Origin of the sequence: Lysinibacillus sp. S1 (assembly GCF_044986265.1) — a bacterium.
Lineage (GTDB): Bacteria > Bacillota > Bacilli > Bacillales_A > Planococcaceae > Lysinibacillus > Lysinibacillus capsici.
Map to the genome: position 1 here is coordinate 2,337,193 of NZ_CP173154.1, position 18,102 is coordinate 2,355,294.

Genomic DNA, 18,102 nt, shown 5'->3' on the forward strand with positions numbered 1-18,102 from the left:
ATACACCTCGCTCTCAAATATAAGTGTATCTTTTAAATCTTAAAAACCAGCTATTATAAAAATGAAGAATTTCTTAAGGTTTTAGCTTTTTTCTCCCACCCAATGTTAAAACAACAATGCCACCTAAAAGCATCGCTACTCCAAGCCAGGAAACTATACTTAAGTGTTCTCCAATTAAAAACACACCAAGAATTGCAGCAGTCAATGGTTCTGCTAATGAAAGTGTTACAGCTGTGGATGAACTAATTTTTTGTAGTCCTCTTAAAAACAGGAAATACGCTACGCTTGTACACATAATCCCCATAAATAACATTGTCCATAAGTTGTGCACATTTACTAACCAGGAAAATCCACCTTGTATAGAAAACGGCAGTAAAAACAAAGCGCAAATGGAGAATGTCATAGCAACTGCGGGTAACGCTTCTTCTTGTGCCATTAATTTTTTACTTATGTTTGTGTAAAATGCAAAGGATAAACCTGCACAAAGCGCTAATGTGAATCCGCCAACGTGAACAGACTCCTCTCCATTATTCATAAACAATAAAAGACATCCGATAATGGCCATCAATGTAGCAAGTCCCCATACTGCTGTGGGACGTGTTTTCCATACTAGCCACTCTAATACACCAGAAAACACTGGTGCACTACCAATAGTAGCAACAGTTCCAATGGCTATACCTGTTAGACGAATTGATGAGAAGAAAAGACCTTGGAAAAACGCAATACTAGCCGCAGCTAAAATTGTCCATTTCCATGACCACCTTAAAAAATTAATTTTCCTCATTATAATCGTAATAGCTAATAATAAACTGCCACCAATTGCAGAACGAATCGTGGCTACAGCTATTGGAGATACCTCTTCATCCAAATATGTCTGGGCAGTACCTGTCATTCCCCATAGAATAGCTGCTAGTAATACAAACAATGAATTTAACATTTTTCAGCTCATCCCCGCTTCACATCTTTCTCCATACTAATCATACATATTTATCCAAAATCAAACAATTATCATTTTTACTTTTCTTTTAATTCCAATAGTATGTTTTCTCATGAATGGACGTTATAATAAAAACAGTAAAAGGAGCGAATCGTATGTACAAATCAATTGAAGAGACAGCTATTGATCTTGGTATGCCTGAGGATCAAGTAATGCGTCTAATTTACGAAGGACGCATCCGTTCTGTTTACGATGGCCAACAAATTTTAATCAATAGTGGACAATTCAGCACTTATTTTAAACAATTGGAACGTATAAAAGAGGAAATTGAAATTTGGCGTGCTACTCCTATTCCAGAGGACATAGACGTCAAAGATGAAGACTAAAAGCCCACCATTCATACAATTGAACATTGTTGAATGGCGGGCCTTTTTTAAAGCTTTTATTAGATTGTCACAACAAATCCTGCTCTTTTCCCAATGATTTCAGCATAATCTTCTACCATGACACTCGCTGTTGGATACATCCCTGCTCCAGGACCGATTAATGTTAATGTACCAATATAGTTAGTCTCTAATGCCACCGCATTGAACACATCATCGACTGGATAAAGTGGATGCTCTTTATCAACTAGTTGAGGACCTACTTTTGCAATAATCTTACCGTTAGCTAGTTTTTCCACCTCAGCAACATGGCGGTAACGAAGACCCTTTTCACATGCTTCATGAACCTGTTCAGCAGAGATACTATCGATCCCAATTACCTCTACATCTGACCAGTCAGGCTGCTCACCAAAAGCTAAGGCACTTAATATCATTAATTTTTTAAATGCATCCTGCCCAGATATATCATTATATGGATCTGCTTCGGCATAACCTAAGCCTTGTGCCTCTTTTAAAGCTGTTTCGAACGACCAGCCCTGTGCACGCATTTTTGTTAAAATATAATTACATGTGCCATTTAAGACACCTTGTATACGACTTACATCATTTACAAGTAAGATATTTTTCATTGTTTTTATCACAGGTACGCCACCAGCGGTAGTAGCCTCATAGCCTACAAAAACGCCATTAGCTTTTGCAAGATCCTGCAACTCCAAACCTCGTTTGGCAAACATCACTTTATTGGCAGTAATAACATGACATTTATGTTCCACCGCTCGCTTTAAATAACTGTATGCAGGTTCTTCGTTCACAATTGCTTCAAACACTACCTGCATACCTGGCTCTGCTAAGACTTCATCCATACTTGTTGTCATTAAATGTGCTGTACCTGGTACACGTTCACGACTAGCATCTGTCACTAAAATCTTCGCTACCTCTAATTCAATACCTAATTTATTTTTTAGCTCTTCTCGTTTTTCATTTAAAATATGGTAAATCCCCTGACCTACCGTTCCAAATCCTAAAATCGCTGCCTTTATAGTTGCCATTCTTGTTATTCCCTCCAACTTACATTCCGCAGTTTCATTAAAGCTAATTTTCCATGGGGTTGTGTCATGACAATTTGACACCCACCGCAGTCTTTAGCCAACAACTCTCTTTGTATGAGTTTCGCTATTTCTATATGTGTTAGGACACATACAAATTCAAATAATTCAAAATTTAACTTAAAGAAAATTGTAACGCAAATACACGCTTTGCACAAGAAAAATCTTTCTAGGAAGGACATTTGTTTTCTCTAGATGTGCAAAAGAAATCGGTTTCATTCCCTTTATTATACGTTTTATTAATCAATCTATAAGATTTGAACAAATATTGACTATTTACATTTCAATATATGAATGTCTTTCTTCTATTATATATATGTATGCTCAGACACTCATAACAATCCCTTTAAAGAAAAAACTCATTCCCTGTAGCAGCAGAGAATGAGCTTAAAAATATGAGGGGGTTTTAACTTGCTTTTGAAAGCAATTGATAACGATATTGTGCTAAAGCTTGTTGAACAAGACTAATCTCTTCTTCTGTAAAATTTGGTATTGCATACGTACGTTCCACTAATTGAAATGTACCATACTTCAAGTAAAACTCTGTCGCAGGAAGTGAGATATGGCTCACACCGTACTGTTCATATGCCTCAAATACTTCCTTTACAGTAAAGTCCTTTTCAGTAAAAACATGTTCTTGAAATGCTGTATGACCAAATACTTCCTGCCATTTTCTTTCGACTGATGTAAGAAGGTGTTGAATGGATTTATTGTTGACAAATACATGCCCTTCATTTAGCTCATATATTAGATAGGATACAATGTTTTGCGCACTATAGATGTTACCCATTTTAAACACTCCTTTATCATCAGTTTTTGGGAAGAGTAGTCACTGGCTAGGCAACTACTCTTCTATATATTCAAAAGTGGGGGAGCACTTATGAAACATTTACCTTTTAAAAAAAATTTTCGTACTGTTAACTTATTTCCTAGTATATAACATGGATTTAACAAAGTCAATAATACATATAAAATTACTTGGTATTATTTTTTATAAGGTTCTGATAATTAACGGATGCAGTAATAGATTGATGTAGCAACGTTTAACGCATTACCAAATGAGGCTAATCGAATGAGAAAATACGTTAACGTCACAACATCTTACCATTTTCTTTAAACTTTAAGCTTCTACTGTTTGTTCAGTTGTTGTAGCCTGTGTAATGGCTTGATCTAAATCAGCAATAATATCCTCTACTGCCTCTAAACCGATGGATAAGCGAATGAGCGACTCGGTTACACCAGCTTGAACTAATTCGTCTGCTGATAGTTGCTGATGAGTAGTGGAAGCTGGATGAATAATTAATGACTTTGCATCACCTACATTTGCTACATGTGAAAATAATTTCACGCTATCAATAAGCTTTCGCCCAGCTTCTCGTCCACCCTTTATGCCAAATGTAAGCACTGAACCGAAGCCATTTCTTAAATATTTTTTTGCTAACTCATGTGTCGGAAAATCTTCTAGGCCATTATAATTTACATACTCCACAGATGGGTGGTTTTGTAAATACTCAGCCACTGCCAATGCATTTTCATTGTGTTTAGGGATACGCAGATGAAGCGTTTCTAACCCTTGCAATAAATTAAAAGCAGCATCAGCACTTAATGTTGGACCAAAATCACGTAATAATTGTACACGTAGCTTTGTAGCAAAGGCAGCAGAAGCTGTATCAATTCCATAACGTAGACCATGGTAAGAGGCATCTGGTTCAGTAAAACCAGGGAATCGACCGCTAGTCCAATCAAACTTACCAGCGTCTACAACAACGCCCCCTAAAGTTGTACCATGACCTCCTATCCATTTAGTTGCTGAATGAACTACAACATCTGCGCCGTATTCAATAGGTGTAGAACCGTAAGGAGAAGCGAACGTGCTGTCAATAATTAATGGTAGACCATTATCATGTGCAATTTTAGCTACTGCTTCAATATCTAAAACCTTTAAACTTGGATTACCATAAACCTCTGCAAAGACAGCTTTTGTTTTATCAGTAATCGCTGCTTTGAAATTCTCTGGGTTTGTTTCATCTACAAAAATTGTTTTAATACCATAGTTTGGTAATGTGTTAGCAAATAAATTATACGTACCACCATATAAAGAACTAGCTGCTACTATCTCATCACCAGCTCCCGCTAGATTTAAAATGGAAAATGCGATAGCTGCTGCACCAGATGAAAGTGCTACTGCTGCTGTTCCACCTTCCAATAAAGCCACACGTTTTTCAAACACATCAACTGTTGGATTGGTAATTCGTGTGTAAATGTTCCCTGCTTCCTCTAAGGCAAAAAGACGTTGCGCATGAGCAGTGTCTTTAAATACGAAAGCAGTTGAGCGATAGACTGGAACTGTGCGAGAACCCGTCACTGGGTCTGGCTCTTGACCACCATGCAACAGCAATGTTTCTGGTTTAAAATTTGTCATTGTGTACCTCCAAATGGTTATTTTTTTACGATGGTACCGGAGATGAGGAGGATTTTTCTGTAGAAAACAAAAACCCTCTTCAGCTAAGAAGAGGGTTGCGGTTGCAAGTTTTCCTCCCCTTATCTGCCAGATCCAAGTAAGAATCTGTAGGAATTAGCACCTTAGTAAGCTCATTGCTTACTGGTTGCCGGGCATCATAGGGCCTATCCCTCCGCCGCTCTTGATAAGAGTATGAGATTCAATTTCCATCGTTGTTACACAGTATAAACATAGAGTTTTTTTCTGTCAACAAGTAAATTTTATTTTTTCCGAAACTTCTGTCTGCTCTTATACGTAATATGAACGCATACACTATTTTAGAAAAAATTTTGAGAGGAGTATTTTTATGGTAAAGGCCGTGATCATTTTTCTTATGATTGGCTATTTAATAGGCTGTATTCACGGCTCTAAAGTGGCTCAATTTTTATCGGGGGTTGATTTAAAAAAGGCTGGCCACGGTAATGCTGGTGCCTCTAATGCTACTCTTTCCCTTGGCTGGAAGTATGGCGTTTTAGTAGCCCTCATCGATATAGGCAAAGGCGTTGTCGCTATTATAGGTGCGCATTTTTATCTAGCGGACGCTATTCATTTAACAGAAGAACAAATTTGGCTGCTTACTTATATTATGGCTGCTGGGGTTATTTTAGGTCATAATTTCCCCTTCTACATGGGCTTCAACGGCGGGAAAGGAACGGCCTCCATCATTGGTATTTTACTTGCTGTTGATTGGAAGATTGGTTTATTTGCACTTATTTTATTTGTTATTTTATCCTTTGCAACAAATTATTTAATTGTAGGTGTTCTAGAATTTTATCTCGTGTTTTGTACAGCAACTTATTTATGGATTCCTGGCATTGGCCCAACCATTATAGCTCTTCTTCTTTTTGGCATAGCCATCATCCTGCACCTCGAAAATATTAAACGATTAGTCAATGGAACAGAGCCTAAAGTAACTTCTGCCTTTAAGAAAAAGAAATAATATTTAATGGATATTTTTGTATTTTTTGTGACCGTATTTTTTCTCTTTATCTACTCATATTGCTGTAAAAAACACCATTTTCACATAGATTTTTTTCTACAATAAAATAGACATATTCTTATCTCAATAAAACATTATACAGGCCGATGTTATGGATAATAATCGTCATTTTTATCGTAGAAAGGATGAGAAAATATGTCTTCACCAAAGCAAGCAGCTACAAAACTTAATTTAAAGCCACTATGGATTGGCTTGGCATTCGCGTTACTAATCATTATTACCTTCTTACCTAACAATGGTGATTTACCTATAGCTGGGCAACGAGCTTTAGCCATTTTAGCTTTTGCAGTCATCCTTTGGGTTACAGAGGCCGTTTCATATCCTGTGAGCTCGGCCATGATCATTGCACTAGTAACTGTTTTACTAGGACTCGCTCCGTCAATGGATAATCCAACTACAGAGCTAGGAACAGCTAGCGCATTAAAATTATCTTTAAGTGGCTTTAGTAATTCTGCCGTTGCTTTAGTAGCAGCAGCTCTTTTTCTAGCGGCAGCAATGCAAATTACTAATCTACATAAACGACTTGCACTTTGGATTCTTTCACTGGTAGGAACGAAAACAAAAGCTATCGTATTTGGCGCTATTTTAGTGTCTATCGTCCTCGCATTTTTTGTACCTTCTGCTACAGCACGAGCTGGCGCGGTAGTACCGATATTGCTTGGAATGGTGGCAGCATTTGGTTTACCACGTGATAGTCGGCTTGCTGCCTTATTAGTTATTACTTCGGTACAAGCCGTTTCCATTTGGAATATTGGTATTAAAACTGCAGCAGCTCAAAATATGGTGGCTTTAAACTTTATCCAAGAGCAATTTAATGTGGATATTTCATGGGGTGCTTGGCTACTTTATGCAGCCCCCTTCTCAATTATTATGTCGATCTTTTTATTTTTCATTATGATTGCTTTAATTAAACCTGAGACTAGCAATATCGAAGGTGGTAAAGAGGTCATCAAAAAACAGCTTGCAGAGCTTGGCCCATTAAAGGCTCCTGAAATTCGTTTAATCATTACATCCGTAGTTTTACTATTTTTCTGGGCAACTGAAGGGAAGCTACATCCATTTGATACGACAACAGTCACAATTATTGCTATCGCGATTCTATTAATGCCTAAAATCGGTGTGTATTCATGGAAGGAAGTTGAGCCTCATATTCCATGGGGGACAATTATCGTCTTTGCGGTAGGCATTATGTTAGGAACCATTTTACTAAATACGCAAGGTGCTGCATGGTTATCAGATAAAGTTTTTGGTTCACTTGGGCTAGATACTATGCCTTTACTAGCAACCATCGCACTCGTAACTTTATTTAACATTTTGATTCATTTAGGTTTTGCAAGCGCAACTAGCTTAGCCTCAGCACTTATACCTGTGTTTATCGTTTTAGCCTCCACATTAACGGCTAATGTTGATCAAGTTGGTTTTGTTATTGTGCAACAATTCGTCATAAGCTTTGGCTTCCTGTTACCAATTAGTGCACCACAAAACATGCTTGCCTATGGTACAGGCTCCTTTACAACAAAGGATTTCTTGAAATCTGGAATTCCCTTAACCATTATCGGTTTCCTTCTCGTACTTTTGTTCTCTGCAACTTATTGGAAATGGATTGGATTATTATAGAACTTTCATTAAATTAAAACGTAAAAGCCTTGAAGAAACAGACTATCTGTCCTTCAAGGCTTTTAAGATAAGACTATTGTTTCGTAAAAGCAGGGTCCTTCATCGTACCGTTTTTCGCATAGTTAACGTGCCATGATAGTGCTTTTTCTAGGTCATGTGGTGTGTGATGTCCACCCGTTGCCTCATTGGCATCATTAAAGTACTGCCACAGCTGCTCCCTATAATCAGGATGTGCACAATTATCAATGATAAGTCCCACTCGTTCTTTTGGAGCAAGTCCTCGTAAATCTGCTACGCCCTGTTCAGTTAAAATGACATCAACATCATGCTCCGTATGATCCACATGTGAGACCATTGGGACAATACTCGAAATATCTCCACCCTTAGCATAAGACTTTGTTACAAAAATTCCTAAACGTGCATTACGAGCAAAGTCACCAGACCCTCCGATACCATTCATCATCTTTGTACCAGAAACATGTGTGGAATTCACATTGCCGTAAATATCTAATTCCAATGCCGTATTCACTGAAATTAATCCGAGTCGACGAATAATTTCAGGCTGATTTGAAATTTCTTGAGGGCGCAACACTAATTTATCAGCATATTTTTCAAAATTCCCATAAACACGGTTTCCTACTTGCTCAGAAAGGGTAATAGAAGTAGCAGATGCAAAATTCACTTTCCCTGCATCCATTAATTCAAATACTGCATCTTGGAGAACTTCTGAATAAACTTCTAAGTTCTCAAACTCAGAGTCTTTAAAGCCTAGCAATACAGCATTTGCTACTGAACCTACCCCAGATTGAATTGGACGCAAACTTGTTGTTAAGCGACCTACTTTAATCTCTTCACGTAGGAAATTTAATAAGTGATTAGCCATAACATCTGTCTCTTCATCTGCAGGGACAATCGTTGATGGCGCATCTAATATATCCGAAATGACGATGCCTTTTACTTTATCTAAATCTAGTGGAATTCCAATTATACCAAGACGATCAGAGACATTCTGTAAAGGAATTGGATCACGTTTTCCTTGTTGTGCAGGTACATAAATATCATGTATACCTTCTAATGCATCAAGCTGTGCTACGTTTAATTCAATGATGACTTGGTCTGCTTCTTGCACAAAAATGGGAGAGTTACCAACTGAAGTTGTAGGAATTAATAAGCCTTCTTCTGTAATAGCAGCCGCTTCAATGATCGCAAAATCAATTGGTCCAATAATGCCTTGACGAACAAGCTCAGCATTATGGGAAAGATGGGCATCGACAAATGTGATATCACCGCTATTGATTTTATTACGAATGCCAGCATCTGCTTGGAAAGGACCGCGCTTACGTACGACCCCTGCTTCTGCTAAATATTGGTCTACCTCAGGTCCAAGTGATGCACCTGTAAAGACATCTACTTGAAAATCCTCTTTTTTTGCTTTCTCTACAAGTGCAAGAGGTACAACCTTTACATCACCAGCACGTGTGAATCCACTCATCCCTAATACCATACCATCCTTAATCCAAGAAGCTGCTTCTTCTGCTGTTACAACCTTGCTTCGTAATTGTTCATGACGAAGCTTTTTCGCTAACTTTTCTTCCATTCCCTATTCCTCCATTCCACTTTATTTTTGTTCAACTTGCATATTTGGTTCCAGTAAATCTGTGACATCCGTCAGCGAATGTATCTTTATTCCAGGAGGATTTCATTACCTAATAGCTAATGCTGTCTAAACATTTGTGAATAAAGATCATGTAATTTTTTGGTAGCACAACCAAATAAACAGTCGCTTCTATAATTTTATACTATTTAGAATATTTAATCTATATTAAATGAAATATTTTACTTTACGAGATAATTTCGTCATTTATAAATTATTTATAAATAACTTTTTGTTCCTCATTATTCGATTTTGCTAGAAAAGCGTGCTATGCTCAAGGTATAGAACAGACACAAAGGAGAGAGTTTTTAATGGTTAAAGAACTATTACGTAGCCATTCCTCGGTACGCATCTATGATGGAGAACCGATTTCAAAAGAAATCATTGAAGATTTAATTGGAACAGCACAAATGGCTGCAACATCACATTTTGTGCAAGCCTATAGTGTAATATGGGTAACAGATGCAGATAAAAAGGAAAAATTAGGCTTACTCTCTGGTAATCCACGTCAATATGAAACTTCAGGTGGGGCATTTGTTTTTTGCGTAGATTTCAAGCGACTTCAAATGGCTGGGAAACTAGAAGGAGTGGATATTGTAGCTGATTCAGCTGAAAATGTCCTTGTCGGGGTAGCAGATGTATCATTGTTTGCACAGAATTTTGTTATTGCGGCAGAGTCAATGGGTTATGGCATTTGCTATATTGGAGGTGTACGCAATAAACCTTCTGAAATCAGTGAATTATTTAATCTGCCTGACCATGTTTTCCCATTATTCGGGCTAACAATCGGCGTTCCTGCACGTCGCAATGAGGTAAAACCTCGTTTACCTGTATCTGCTGTATTACATGAAAATGAATACAATGTTGAAAAATATGAAGAACTTTTACCAGCCTACAACGAGGAAATGGAAATATATTATAACAGCCGTTCGTCTAACAGAAAAATTGATAACTGGACAAAACAGATGGCTGATTTTTTAATTGAACAACGACGTCCGCATATCAAAGAGTTTTTAGCAACTAAAGGGTTTAATTGGAAATAAATTAACGAGAATGGAGTTACTATCGTATGATAATAATTCCATTTTTTACATAAAAATATTATATATATATATTCAATCTAGGGATATTGCCACGATTACTTCTATAAATCTAACCTTAAATTAAACGAAAAGACTCTTTCCTTTTCCAGCTATTCCATTCATATTAATAAATGATACCTATTAAAGAAAGGAGTTATAGAAACAATGTCCAATATCAATAAACATCTTGCTCGCACCTTAGAACAACAGCATAAGAGAAGTGTAAGAGGTTTATTCTTAAAAATTGAAGACCTAAATAATGAATGCACCCAATTAAGAAAAAGACTCGAGCCACATATTGATTTGAATGTATATAAAAAACCCATTGATTATGTCAATCAGTTCGTTTCTCACACTACTATACTCAATTTAAAATTCGTTACGAATACACAGAATTTAGAAGTAGTTGTCTTGCATGCTCTTTTATTATCCTATATTTTAGAAAACACTCAAAGCCATGCTTTTGAATATGAAGATAAATTGTTACAGGGGTATATACAAGAAATCTTTACACTAAATGATCATGCAAAAAGACTATTTATGAACCATAGAGAAAAGATGCTTACCTATGTTCAAGGGCAAGCTACATAAAAAAGACGATCTTCGTAATAACAAGATCGTCTTTTGTTCTTTTATTGTAGTCCTCTAATTATAAGAGAGCGAACTGGTAGGAACTGCTCTCCTGTATCTCCATAAGTGAGTATTACCTCATCACCCTCCTGTAAATAAATTGCTAAAGGTTCTGTTTCGGCACTCACTAAATAATTTTCACCATTGTTTAATAAGAAAGATACAGTTGTAAAATCGCCTAGACGTTCTTTATATACACGTAATACCTTACCACTTATTTGTTTTTCCTCAGCACTTGAGCTACCATCTACAGTATTTCCTCCTCGACTTAAGGCTGTTTTATATAATTTCAACGCCTCCTTAGGAGTAGTAGCGTAAACGGAAATTTCAGGATTGGCTGCAGAAACAATAAAATAGTTTTGTAAGAAACCATTGGAATCTAGCACCGCTGTCAGCCAGCTCGCTTCTCCATAAAAGTTATACAACACTGGCATTTCGCCATTCCACTTTTTCTCAATAAATTTCTTCTCTATTATTTGTAAATTACCTTGTGAATCCATATAACTTGAGTCTTGATTCCCTGTATAGTATGTTGCATCCCCTGTTCGTGCGTTTGTTAGTGAATAGCCTAACATTGAATCTACACCTTCTTTAGGACTTGTAAAATCTGTAAAGTAATACATATCACCCTTCTCATCGAAAATCGGGCTAACATTCGATTCTGTTCCTTCATCAGAAGGAATCTTTACATCCTTTTTACCAAACATACTATTCCAAAAACCATGTACATAATTACCGAAATAACTGTTTTGTAAACTTACTGTCTCTGGTGATACAGCACCATCAATAAATTCAGGTATTTGATCCAGTTTAATGACCTCTGATTTCCCCGTCAGCGCATCAACCAAGACAATTCCTTTTACATCAAAGCCATTACGCGCAGAAATAAATTCCCCATATGAGCGAATATAGTATGGCTTTCCTTCATCATCTACTTCCAGCTGTACGTCACCATAAAAAATAAGGAATGGGTGTTGTAAACGAATATGACGTTCTAAATTAGCATTTAAATATGCGGAAGGTACATATTTCATTTCCTCTTTTATAAATTTAGGATTATCCGCAGAATCTGTAGCACTCATTATGAAGTAACCAGGTGTTGTACCACCGTTCATCCATTTAAAGAATCCAGAAAATTCAACTGGTGCGATATAAACATATTCGCCCTTCACTTTTTGAATTTGTAAGCGTCCTAATTCATAGTAGCTCGTATTTGGCACTTGACCGAAAGCCTTCTTCATTTTATTGCGAGCAAATTTCGGTGGTACACTTGCAGGTGTTTGTGTCTCATCGAATGGTTTTATTTCAACTTCTTCCTTCATTTCGGATGACTTAAATTTTTCATTAGCATTCCATAAAGGTGCTGATAAAACATACACAGCTACACCTAGACTTGCTAAAAATAAAACACCTTTTATTTTCCTTTCGATACCACTTGCTAGCAGAGCACCCACTAACGTTAATAAAATAATAGCAGGCCAAAAAACAAGCCAATTTACATCAATTTTTGTTACATATAACGTAATCCCTGTGGCTAAAAACCCTAGTACAAAGACTCCAATAAAAAAGTATCCTATTACCTTTTTCGATTGTCCATCTTCTCGCTTCTTCGTAATAAGCGGTGTCACTAGCACACTTGCGATCAATGCAATGACTGCTGAAGCTATCAGTAGCTTAGTCATTTGGTTCATCCTCTCTTCTTCTTTCTCACTACTTACTTTACGGTTACATACTAAAAAAGTTTCATACATACGTTGTACAGAAAGGAATTCTACCATAAATATTGAATTTCAAAAGGAAAGGAGCTGAAAAATTTGTTAAAAAAATTATTAATCAGTGTCATTATTTTATTGGGTCTTTATTATATTTTTCTCTTTTCCCATATTGCTGAAAGTTTAAAACTCATCTTTAAAGTGATTCCTATGTTGCTCATCATTATTTTAGCTGCGATTCAGAAGCCATTACATATTAAAAAATACCAACTTTTGATTATTGCTGGGCTTGTATTTTGCATGATTGGAGACTATACATTGCAGTGGTTTTTAATCGGTCTAACTAGCTTTCTTATTGGGCATATCTTTTATATTTTTGCTTTCTCTACTGCAAATGAGCGGCATGTACCAACTTGGGCTAAAATACTATTATTACTCTATGGAGCAAGTATGGCTATATGGATTGCGGGATCTGTCTTTAAAACAGGTGAAACCATACTTGGTATTGCAGTAATCGCCTACATTTCTGTGATACTCACAATGGGATGGACAGCTATTAAAACTGGATCTACTCTGGCAACAAGTGGTGCAATATTATTTATTGCTTCTGATTCTTATTTAGCTATTAACAAATTTGTCATGCCACTAGCATTTTCTCATGAAATTATCATGCTGACTTATTATAGCGCCCAATTACTTATTGCTTTAAGTATCCTTCAATATTCCGAAATCCGAAGTAAAGTGTTACAATAATATCGATTATGCCAAGACATAATTGCGCCTGGAATCGGCTTTGTAAAAGCACAAAGAATTTTAACATATATACATTAGGAGGCCATACTTATGAAAGAACAAGTAATTGAGCGATTAATACGCTATGCAAAAATTGATACACAATCAGACTTCACAAGCGAAACAACTCCTTCTACACAAAAGCAATTTGACTTATTACATGTTTTAAAAGACGAACTTGCCGAAATTGGTTTAACAGACATTACATTAGATGAAAATGGCTATTTATTTGCCTCATTAGAAGCTAATACAGAAAAAGAAGTACCAACTATCGGCTTTTTAGCCCATGTTGATACAGCTACTGACTATACAGGCACAAATGTGAAGCCACAGCGTGTAGATAATTATGATGGTGGAGATATTCAGTTAAACGAAAACTTAGTTATGTCTCCGATTGACTTCCCAGAGCTTAAAAACTATGTAGGCCAAACACTTATTACAACAGATGGTACTACTTTATTAGGCGCTGATGATAAGGCAGGGATTGCTGAAATTATGACGGCAATGGAGTACCTCATTAAAAATCCTACTATTAAGCATGGTAAAATCCGTGTAGCCTTCACGCCGGATGAAGAAATCGGTCGTGGACCACATAAATTTGATGTCGCCGCTTTCGGTGCAGACTATGCCTATACTATGGATGGTGGACCACTTGGCGAACTACAATTCGAGAGCTTCAATGCCGCTGGCGTAAAAGTAATTACAAAAGGCACTAGCGTCCATCCTGGTTCAGCAAAAAATAAAATGGTGAATGCTATTACAATGGCTATTGCCTTCCAAAATGAAATGCCTGCTGACGCAGTTCCTGAAAAGACAGAAGGTTATGAAGGTTTCATTCATTTAATGAGCTTTAAAGGGGCTCTTGAGCATACTGAGCTATCTTATATCGTGCGTGACCATGATCGCCAAAAGTTTGAAGAGAAAAAACAATTAATGCGTGATGCTGCAGCTAAAATTCAAGCACAATTTGGTGAGCATGCACTGAGTATTACCATTGAAGATCAATACTACAATATGGGTGAAAAAATTGAGCCTGTAAAAGAAATTGTTGACATTGCACGTACTGCAATGGAAAAATTAGATATTACACCGAATACCCTGCCAATTCGTGGCGGTACAGATGGCTCACAATTATCTTATATGGGCCTACCGACACCAAATATTTTCGCTGGTGGCGAAAACATGCATGGCAAATTCGAATATGTATCCGCTGAAACAATGGAAAAAGCAACTCAAGTTATCATAGAAATCGTTCAGCTTTTTGAACAGCAAGCAAAATAATAGTTTTAATTTTGAGTGAGCTTATTTCTATACGCATTTACCTAAGGAATCATGAAAAATTTTCATAGCTACGAAGAGGGGTTTTTCCTCTCTTCGTAATTTTTTCAGCCATAATTACTGAATTTTCAAATTACATAAAGGGTTTGAGGTTATAAACTCAAATTGAGGTGATGTTTATGAAAGAAATTGCATTAGGTATTTTAGCTTCCCTTTTCTTTGCCGTGACATTTATTTTAAATCACGCAATGGAAATGCAAGGTGGTAGTTGGCTATGGAGTGCATCATTACGCTATTTTTTTATGCTCCCTTTCTTGCTTATCATTGTCTTTTATCGTAAGGGCTTTTCACAGCTTTCTGGTGAAATAAAAGCACAGCCTATAGCATGGCTACTTTGGAGCTTTGTTGGATTTGTTTTATTTTACGCGCCATTAACATTTGCTGCTGCTTTTGGTCCAGGTTGGTTGGTTTCAGGTACATGGCAGTTTACAATCGTTGCTGGTGTATTATTAGCTCCTCTTTTTGTATCGATCATTGCTGGTAAAACAGTGCGACAAAAAATACCTTTCATATCCTTGCTTATTTCATGCGTCATTTTAGTAGGTATTTTGCTTATACAAATACCTCATGCACAATCAGTATCGTTTAGAAGTTTAATGCTTGGTATTTTACCTGTCATCGTTGCAGCTTTTGCTTATCCTCTCGGCAATCGTAAAATGATGGAAGTTTGTGGGGGCCGAATCGATACTTTTCAGCGGGTGTTAGGAATGACCATTGCTTCAATGCCAGCATGGATCATCATAGCTATTTATGCCGTTCTTACAGTAGGACTACCCTCAGCAAGTCAAATGTTTCAATCATTGCTTGTTGGAATTAGCTCAGGCGTTATAGCAACAGTTTTATTTTTCATAGCAACGGATCGCGTAAGAGACCATCAAGGCAAGCTAGCTGCTGTGGAAGCAACTCAGTCAACAGAAATTCTTTTCGTTATTATAGGTGAGGTATTACTATTAGGAATTGCCTTCCCTAGCCCTATTGCACTTGCAGGTCTCGGAGTTATCATTGTTGGTATGCTATTACATAGTTACTATACAATGATTATCGGGAAAAAGAATGCTGTGCAACAAAACACAACTTCTTAGCAGTCCATTTTATGGGCTGTTTTTTTACAAAAAAAAAGACGACTCTATTCTAAATTTAGAATAAGTCGTCTGAGATTTTCACGTTCCCAAAAAATGAGGGGGGTTTTAGGAGCGTAATCATGAACTAGCAAACTTCTGGAGAAAAGTAGCTAAAGTTCATCCTCTCTACACTGTATTGTAGACGAGGAATAATCTTTATACGATAATGATAATCATTATCAATTAAAATGTCAATCATAATCTTATAATTTTTTTACTTTTTCAAAAAGATTTTTTTAATGAGCGTCGGTACTGCCATTGCTTCAACTGAAAATGTAAAAAACAGCCTATACAAAAGCCTGCTATTGCGATGGCCGATGCAATTGCAACCAGGCCAGTAAAGATATGACCAACAACCTGCCAATGTAACAGATAACCTAATAAACCAGCTGCTAAACAAAGGCTAGCAATACTTGAATTAAATTTTTGCTGCTGAGCATCCTCTGGTATATATGTAGATGGAGCCTTTGTTAAAAAGAGCTTCCCTACACGAAGTATCGGGTTATAGTTGCATAAAATACCTAGTAAATTTGCAGCTAGTGGAATTACTAATATCCAGGTAATTCCTGTTACCCATGATAAAATGACACTCAGAAGAATAGTCCACTGGTTCAGTCTAACAAGTGGTCTTGGAATTGTATGAAGTTGCGACACCCTAAAACCCACCTTTCTGATATGTTTAATGTATTTTACTACATGATATTCCATTTGTGAAGCAAAAATGATTACTTTATAATGAAGTTAACAGATGTTCAAAGGAAAAGAGGATAACTATGCCAGCTTTAACAATGGATCAAGTTCAACAATTAAACTCGTACAGTATTTATACAACTGAACCTAAGCGGACTTTATTTACTTTAGCTGATATACATAAAGACTTTTACCATCCTGATTTTTTAAACCTTATGATGGGTATAACAGATGCAGCAACAGAAACAGCAGCTATTTCTCACTTTGCACGCCGTTATGGGATGTTTTTTGCTATGCAATTTTATATGCTTGCCGCTTATGACGAAGTATGGGATGGTAAGCCACTTGAATTGCGTTTTGATGCTGCAAAGGAATTTAATAGCTTTACTGTTGCCATGTTTGCCAATCCAAATGATTGGCGCTACGTTGATGAAGATGAACGCCAAGCTGTTATTGAGAAAATTCTTTACGATGGCCATGTCATTGTCCAACAGCTTCGTAAAGTAACCTCCATCTCCCCCCTTACCATTTGGGAAAATTTCTTCGGCTATTTGCTATGGCATTATCATATATTATTATCTAATCCTGGCTTAGCCGATCAAGCCATGGAGGATATTGAGGCTTTAGAGGACCCAAAAACATGGGCACGCTTCTCCAATAAATCTTGGTGGGCACAATATACAGGTGGTCTTAGCCCGACTAATTTAGTCAACGTTCCTGTAAGAAAATCATGCTGTTTTTCTAAAGATATCCCTGGTTTAATGGCTTGTGGTTTTTGCCCAATGAAAAAATAATAGAGCCTTTTAAAAAAGCCTTACCCTCCACAAATTCATGTGAAAGGTAAGGCTTTGTGCTTTATTTTTCGTATACTACAAACCAACCGTTGTTTTCTTCAAACATAGACGTGCCAAGGAAACCTTGTTTTAAAAGTTGCTGTTGCGCAGTTGTGTCTCCCATCGATATCACTTGTTTTTCAGTAAAGTTCGGGGACATCTCTTGTCGTAAGTCTTTATAAAAAATATAACGAAGCTTATCTACATATTTAATTTTTAATCCTTTAATAACGAGGTCTTGCGAGAATTTATCCTTTAAGCTCGGAATATTATATGGCTTTACAGTGGAGCAAACATAATCGTATTTTTCTAAATCGATATTTTCCATCACTACTGTAGCTAATGTTTTCTGTAATCCGTAACCTCGATATTTTGGTGAAACATTCGATATTTCCTGATATAAAACACGTTGAAATTCGTTTTCTGCAATCCCACAATCATAGCCAAGGTGTTCTTCATCAATTGGCGGGTTTAACAGTGCACGAAAGGCGATTAATTCTTCCCCTACATAAGCACCTATCATCATTCCATGACCATTTAAAATATACTCAAATTCCTCTGTGCTTAAGGGTTGGAGGATACTTTGGTCTGCTAAAGCTTCATAAACCTCAACTTGTAGCTCTTCAATTTGTTGTAAATGTTGGAGTGTTAATTTTATAACAAAAAACGGTGTCTCACCAAGCATACCATCATAGATAATTTCCATA

General features: G+C 36.8%; 17 protein-coding genes and 1 riboswitch. Of the genes, 9 read left to right on the top strand and 8 right to left on the bottom strand.

All coding sequences use genetic code 11. The features are described 5' to 3' along the window. Positions 1-73: 73 nt before the first annotated feature. The gene (locus tag ACHZEU_RS11650; protein WP_257961677.1) at positions 74-937 is read right to left on the bottom strand and encodes a DMT family transporter; all 864 of its coding nucleotides are present in this window, start codon (positions 935-937) and stop codon (positions 74-76) included. Positions 938-1,092: 155 nt separating this feature from the next. Here ACHZEU_RS11650 and ACHZEU_RS11655 point away from each other — a divergent pair, with 155 nt between their 5' ends. Beyond that, positions 1,093-1,323, top strand: coding sequence for a hypothetical protein (locus tag ACHZEU_RS11655; protein ID WP_004229745.1), 231 nt, complete (start codon positions 1,093-1,095; stop codon positions 1,321-1,323). Positions 1,324-1,382: 59 nt separating this feature from the next. On the opposite strand, the gene ACHZEU_RS11660 is transcribed toward ACHZEU_RS11655, so the two are convergent. From ACHZEU_RS11660 to ACHZEU_RS11670, 3 genes are all read right to left on the bottom strand, one after another. Beyond that, complete coding sequence (locus ACHZEU_RS11660; protein WP_048393283.1) at positions 1,383-2,369, bottom strand: homoserine dehydrogenase; 987 nt, start codon at positions 2,367-2,369, stop codon at positions 1,383-1,385. A 463-nt stretch (positions 2,370-2,832) separates the two neighbouring features. Then, entirely contained in the window at positions 2,833-3,216 is a 384-nt protein-coding gene (locus ACHZEU_RS11665; RefSeq protein WP_048393282.1) for a hypothetical protein, read from the bottom strand. A gap of 330 nt (positions 3,217-3,546) precedes the next feature. Beyond that, positions 3,547-4,848, bottom strand: a complete 1,302-nt coding sequence (locus tag ACHZEU_RS11670) for an O-acetylhomoserine aminocarboxypropyltransferase/cysteine synthase family protein (protein ID WP_054549070.1) — start codon at positions 4,846-4,848, stop codon at positions 3,547-3,549. Positions 4,849-4,964: 116 nt separating this feature from the next. After that, a riboswitch (SAM riboswitch) is annotated at positions 4,965-5,078 on the bottom strand. A 155-nt stretch (positions 5,079-5,233) separates the two neighbouring features. On the opposite strand from ACHZEU_RS11670, the gene ACHZEU_RS11675 reads away from it, so the two are divergent. Next, positions 5,234-5,866, top strand: a complete 633-nt coding sequence (locus ACHZEU_RS11675; protein WP_112117201.1) for a glycerol-3-phosphate acyltransferase — start codon at positions 5,234-5,236, stop codon at positions 5,864-5,866. Between the two features lie 195 nt (positions 5,867-6,061). Further along, the gene (locus tag ACHZEU_RS11680; RefSeq protein WP_048393276.1) at positions 6,062-7,543 is read left to right on the top strand and encodes a DASS family sodium-coupled anion symporter; all 1,482 of its coding nucleotides are present in this window, start codon (positions 6,062-6,064) and stop codon (positions 7,541-7,543) included. Positions 7,544-7,616: 73 nt separating this feature from the next. Here the strand turns inward: ACHZEU_RS11680 and ACHZEU_RS11685 are convergent, their stop codons facing one another. Continuing rightward, complete coding sequence (locus ACHZEU_RS11685) at positions 7,617-9,140, bottom strand: succinate CoA transferase (protein WP_279493755.1); 1,524 nt, start codon at positions 9,138-9,140, stop codon at positions 7,617-7,619. Positions 9,141-9,508: 368 nt separating this feature from the next. Here ACHZEU_RS11685 and chrR point away from each other — a divergent pair, with 368 nt between their 5' ends. Both chrR and ACHZEU_RS11695 read left to right on the top strand, forming a co-directional pair. After that, complete coding sequence (gene chrR / locus ACHZEU_RS11690; protein WP_048393273.1) at positions 9,509-10,240, top strand: class II chromate reductase ChrR; 732 nt, start codon at positions 9,509-9,511, stop codon at positions 10,238-10,240. Between the two features lie 204 nt (positions 10,241-10,444). Beyond that, positions 10,445-10,870, top strand: a complete 426-nt coding sequence (locus tag ACHZEU_RS11695) for a hypothetical protein (RefSeq protein ID WP_054549068.1) — start codon at positions 10,445-10,447, stop codon at positions 10,868-10,870. Between the two features lie 41 nt (positions 10,871-10,911). Here ACHZEU_RS11695 and ACHZEU_RS11700 read toward each other — a convergent pair whose 3' ends face one another. Next, positions 10,912-12,591, bottom strand: a complete 1,680-nt coding sequence (locus ACHZEU_RS11700) for a tripartite tricarboxylate transporter TctB family protein (RefSeq protein WP_054549130.1) — start codon at positions 12,589-12,591, stop codon at positions 10,912-10,914. Between the two features lie 132 nt (positions 12,592-12,723). On the opposite strand from ACHZEU_RS11700, the gene ACHZEU_RS11705 reads away from it, so the two are divergent. The 3 genes from ACHZEU_RS11705 to ACHZEU_RS11715 all read left to right on the top strand — a co-directional run bounded on the left by ACHZEU_RS11705 (position 12,724) and on the right by ACHZEU_RS11715 (position 15,833). After that, entirely contained in the window at positions 12,724-13,374 is a 651-nt protein-coding gene (locus ACHZEU_RS11705) for a lysoplasmalogenase (protein ID WP_279493753.1), read from the top strand. Positions 13,375-13,464: 90 nt separating this feature from the next. Next, entirely contained in the window at positions 13,465-14,694 is a 1,230-nt protein-coding gene (gene pepT / locus ACHZEU_RS11710; protein WP_279493751.1) for a peptidase T, read from the top strand. 176 nt (positions 14,695-14,870) lie between these two features. Continuing rightward, positions 14,871-15,833, top strand: a complete 963-nt coding sequence (locus tag ACHZEU_RS11715) for a multidrug resistance efflux transporter family protein (RefSeq protein ID WP_048393266.1) — start codon at positions 14,871-14,873, stop codon at positions 15,831-15,833. A gap of 261 nt (positions 15,834-16,094) precedes the next feature. On the opposite strand, the gene ACHZEU_RS11720 is transcribed toward ACHZEU_RS11715, so the two are convergent. Further along, positions 16,095-16,526, bottom strand: a complete 432-nt coding sequence (locus ACHZEU_RS11720) for a DUF4395 domain-containing protein (RefSeq protein WP_054549066.1) — start codon at positions 16,524-16,526, stop codon at positions 16,095-16,097. Between the two features lie 119 nt (positions 16,527-16,645). Between ACHZEU_RS11720 and ACHZEU_RS11725 the strand changes: the two genes are divergently transcribed. Further along, positions 16,646-17,356, top strand: coding sequence for a hypothetical protein (locus ACHZEU_RS11725; RefSeq protein ID WP_036078049.1), 711 nt, complete (start codon positions 16,646-16,648; stop codon positions 17,354-17,356). Between the two features lie 61 nt (positions 17,357-17,417). Here the strand turns inward: ACHZEU_RS11725 and ACHZEU_RS11730 are convergent, their stop codons facing one another. Then, positions 17,418-18,101 (bottom strand): GNAT family N-acetyltransferase, encoded by a 684-nt coding sequence (locus ACHZEU_RS11730; RefSeq protein ID WP_257961687.1) that lies wholly within the window; start codon positions 18,099-18,101, stop codon positions 17,418-17,420. Between the last annotated feature and the right edge of the window lies 1 nt (position 18,102).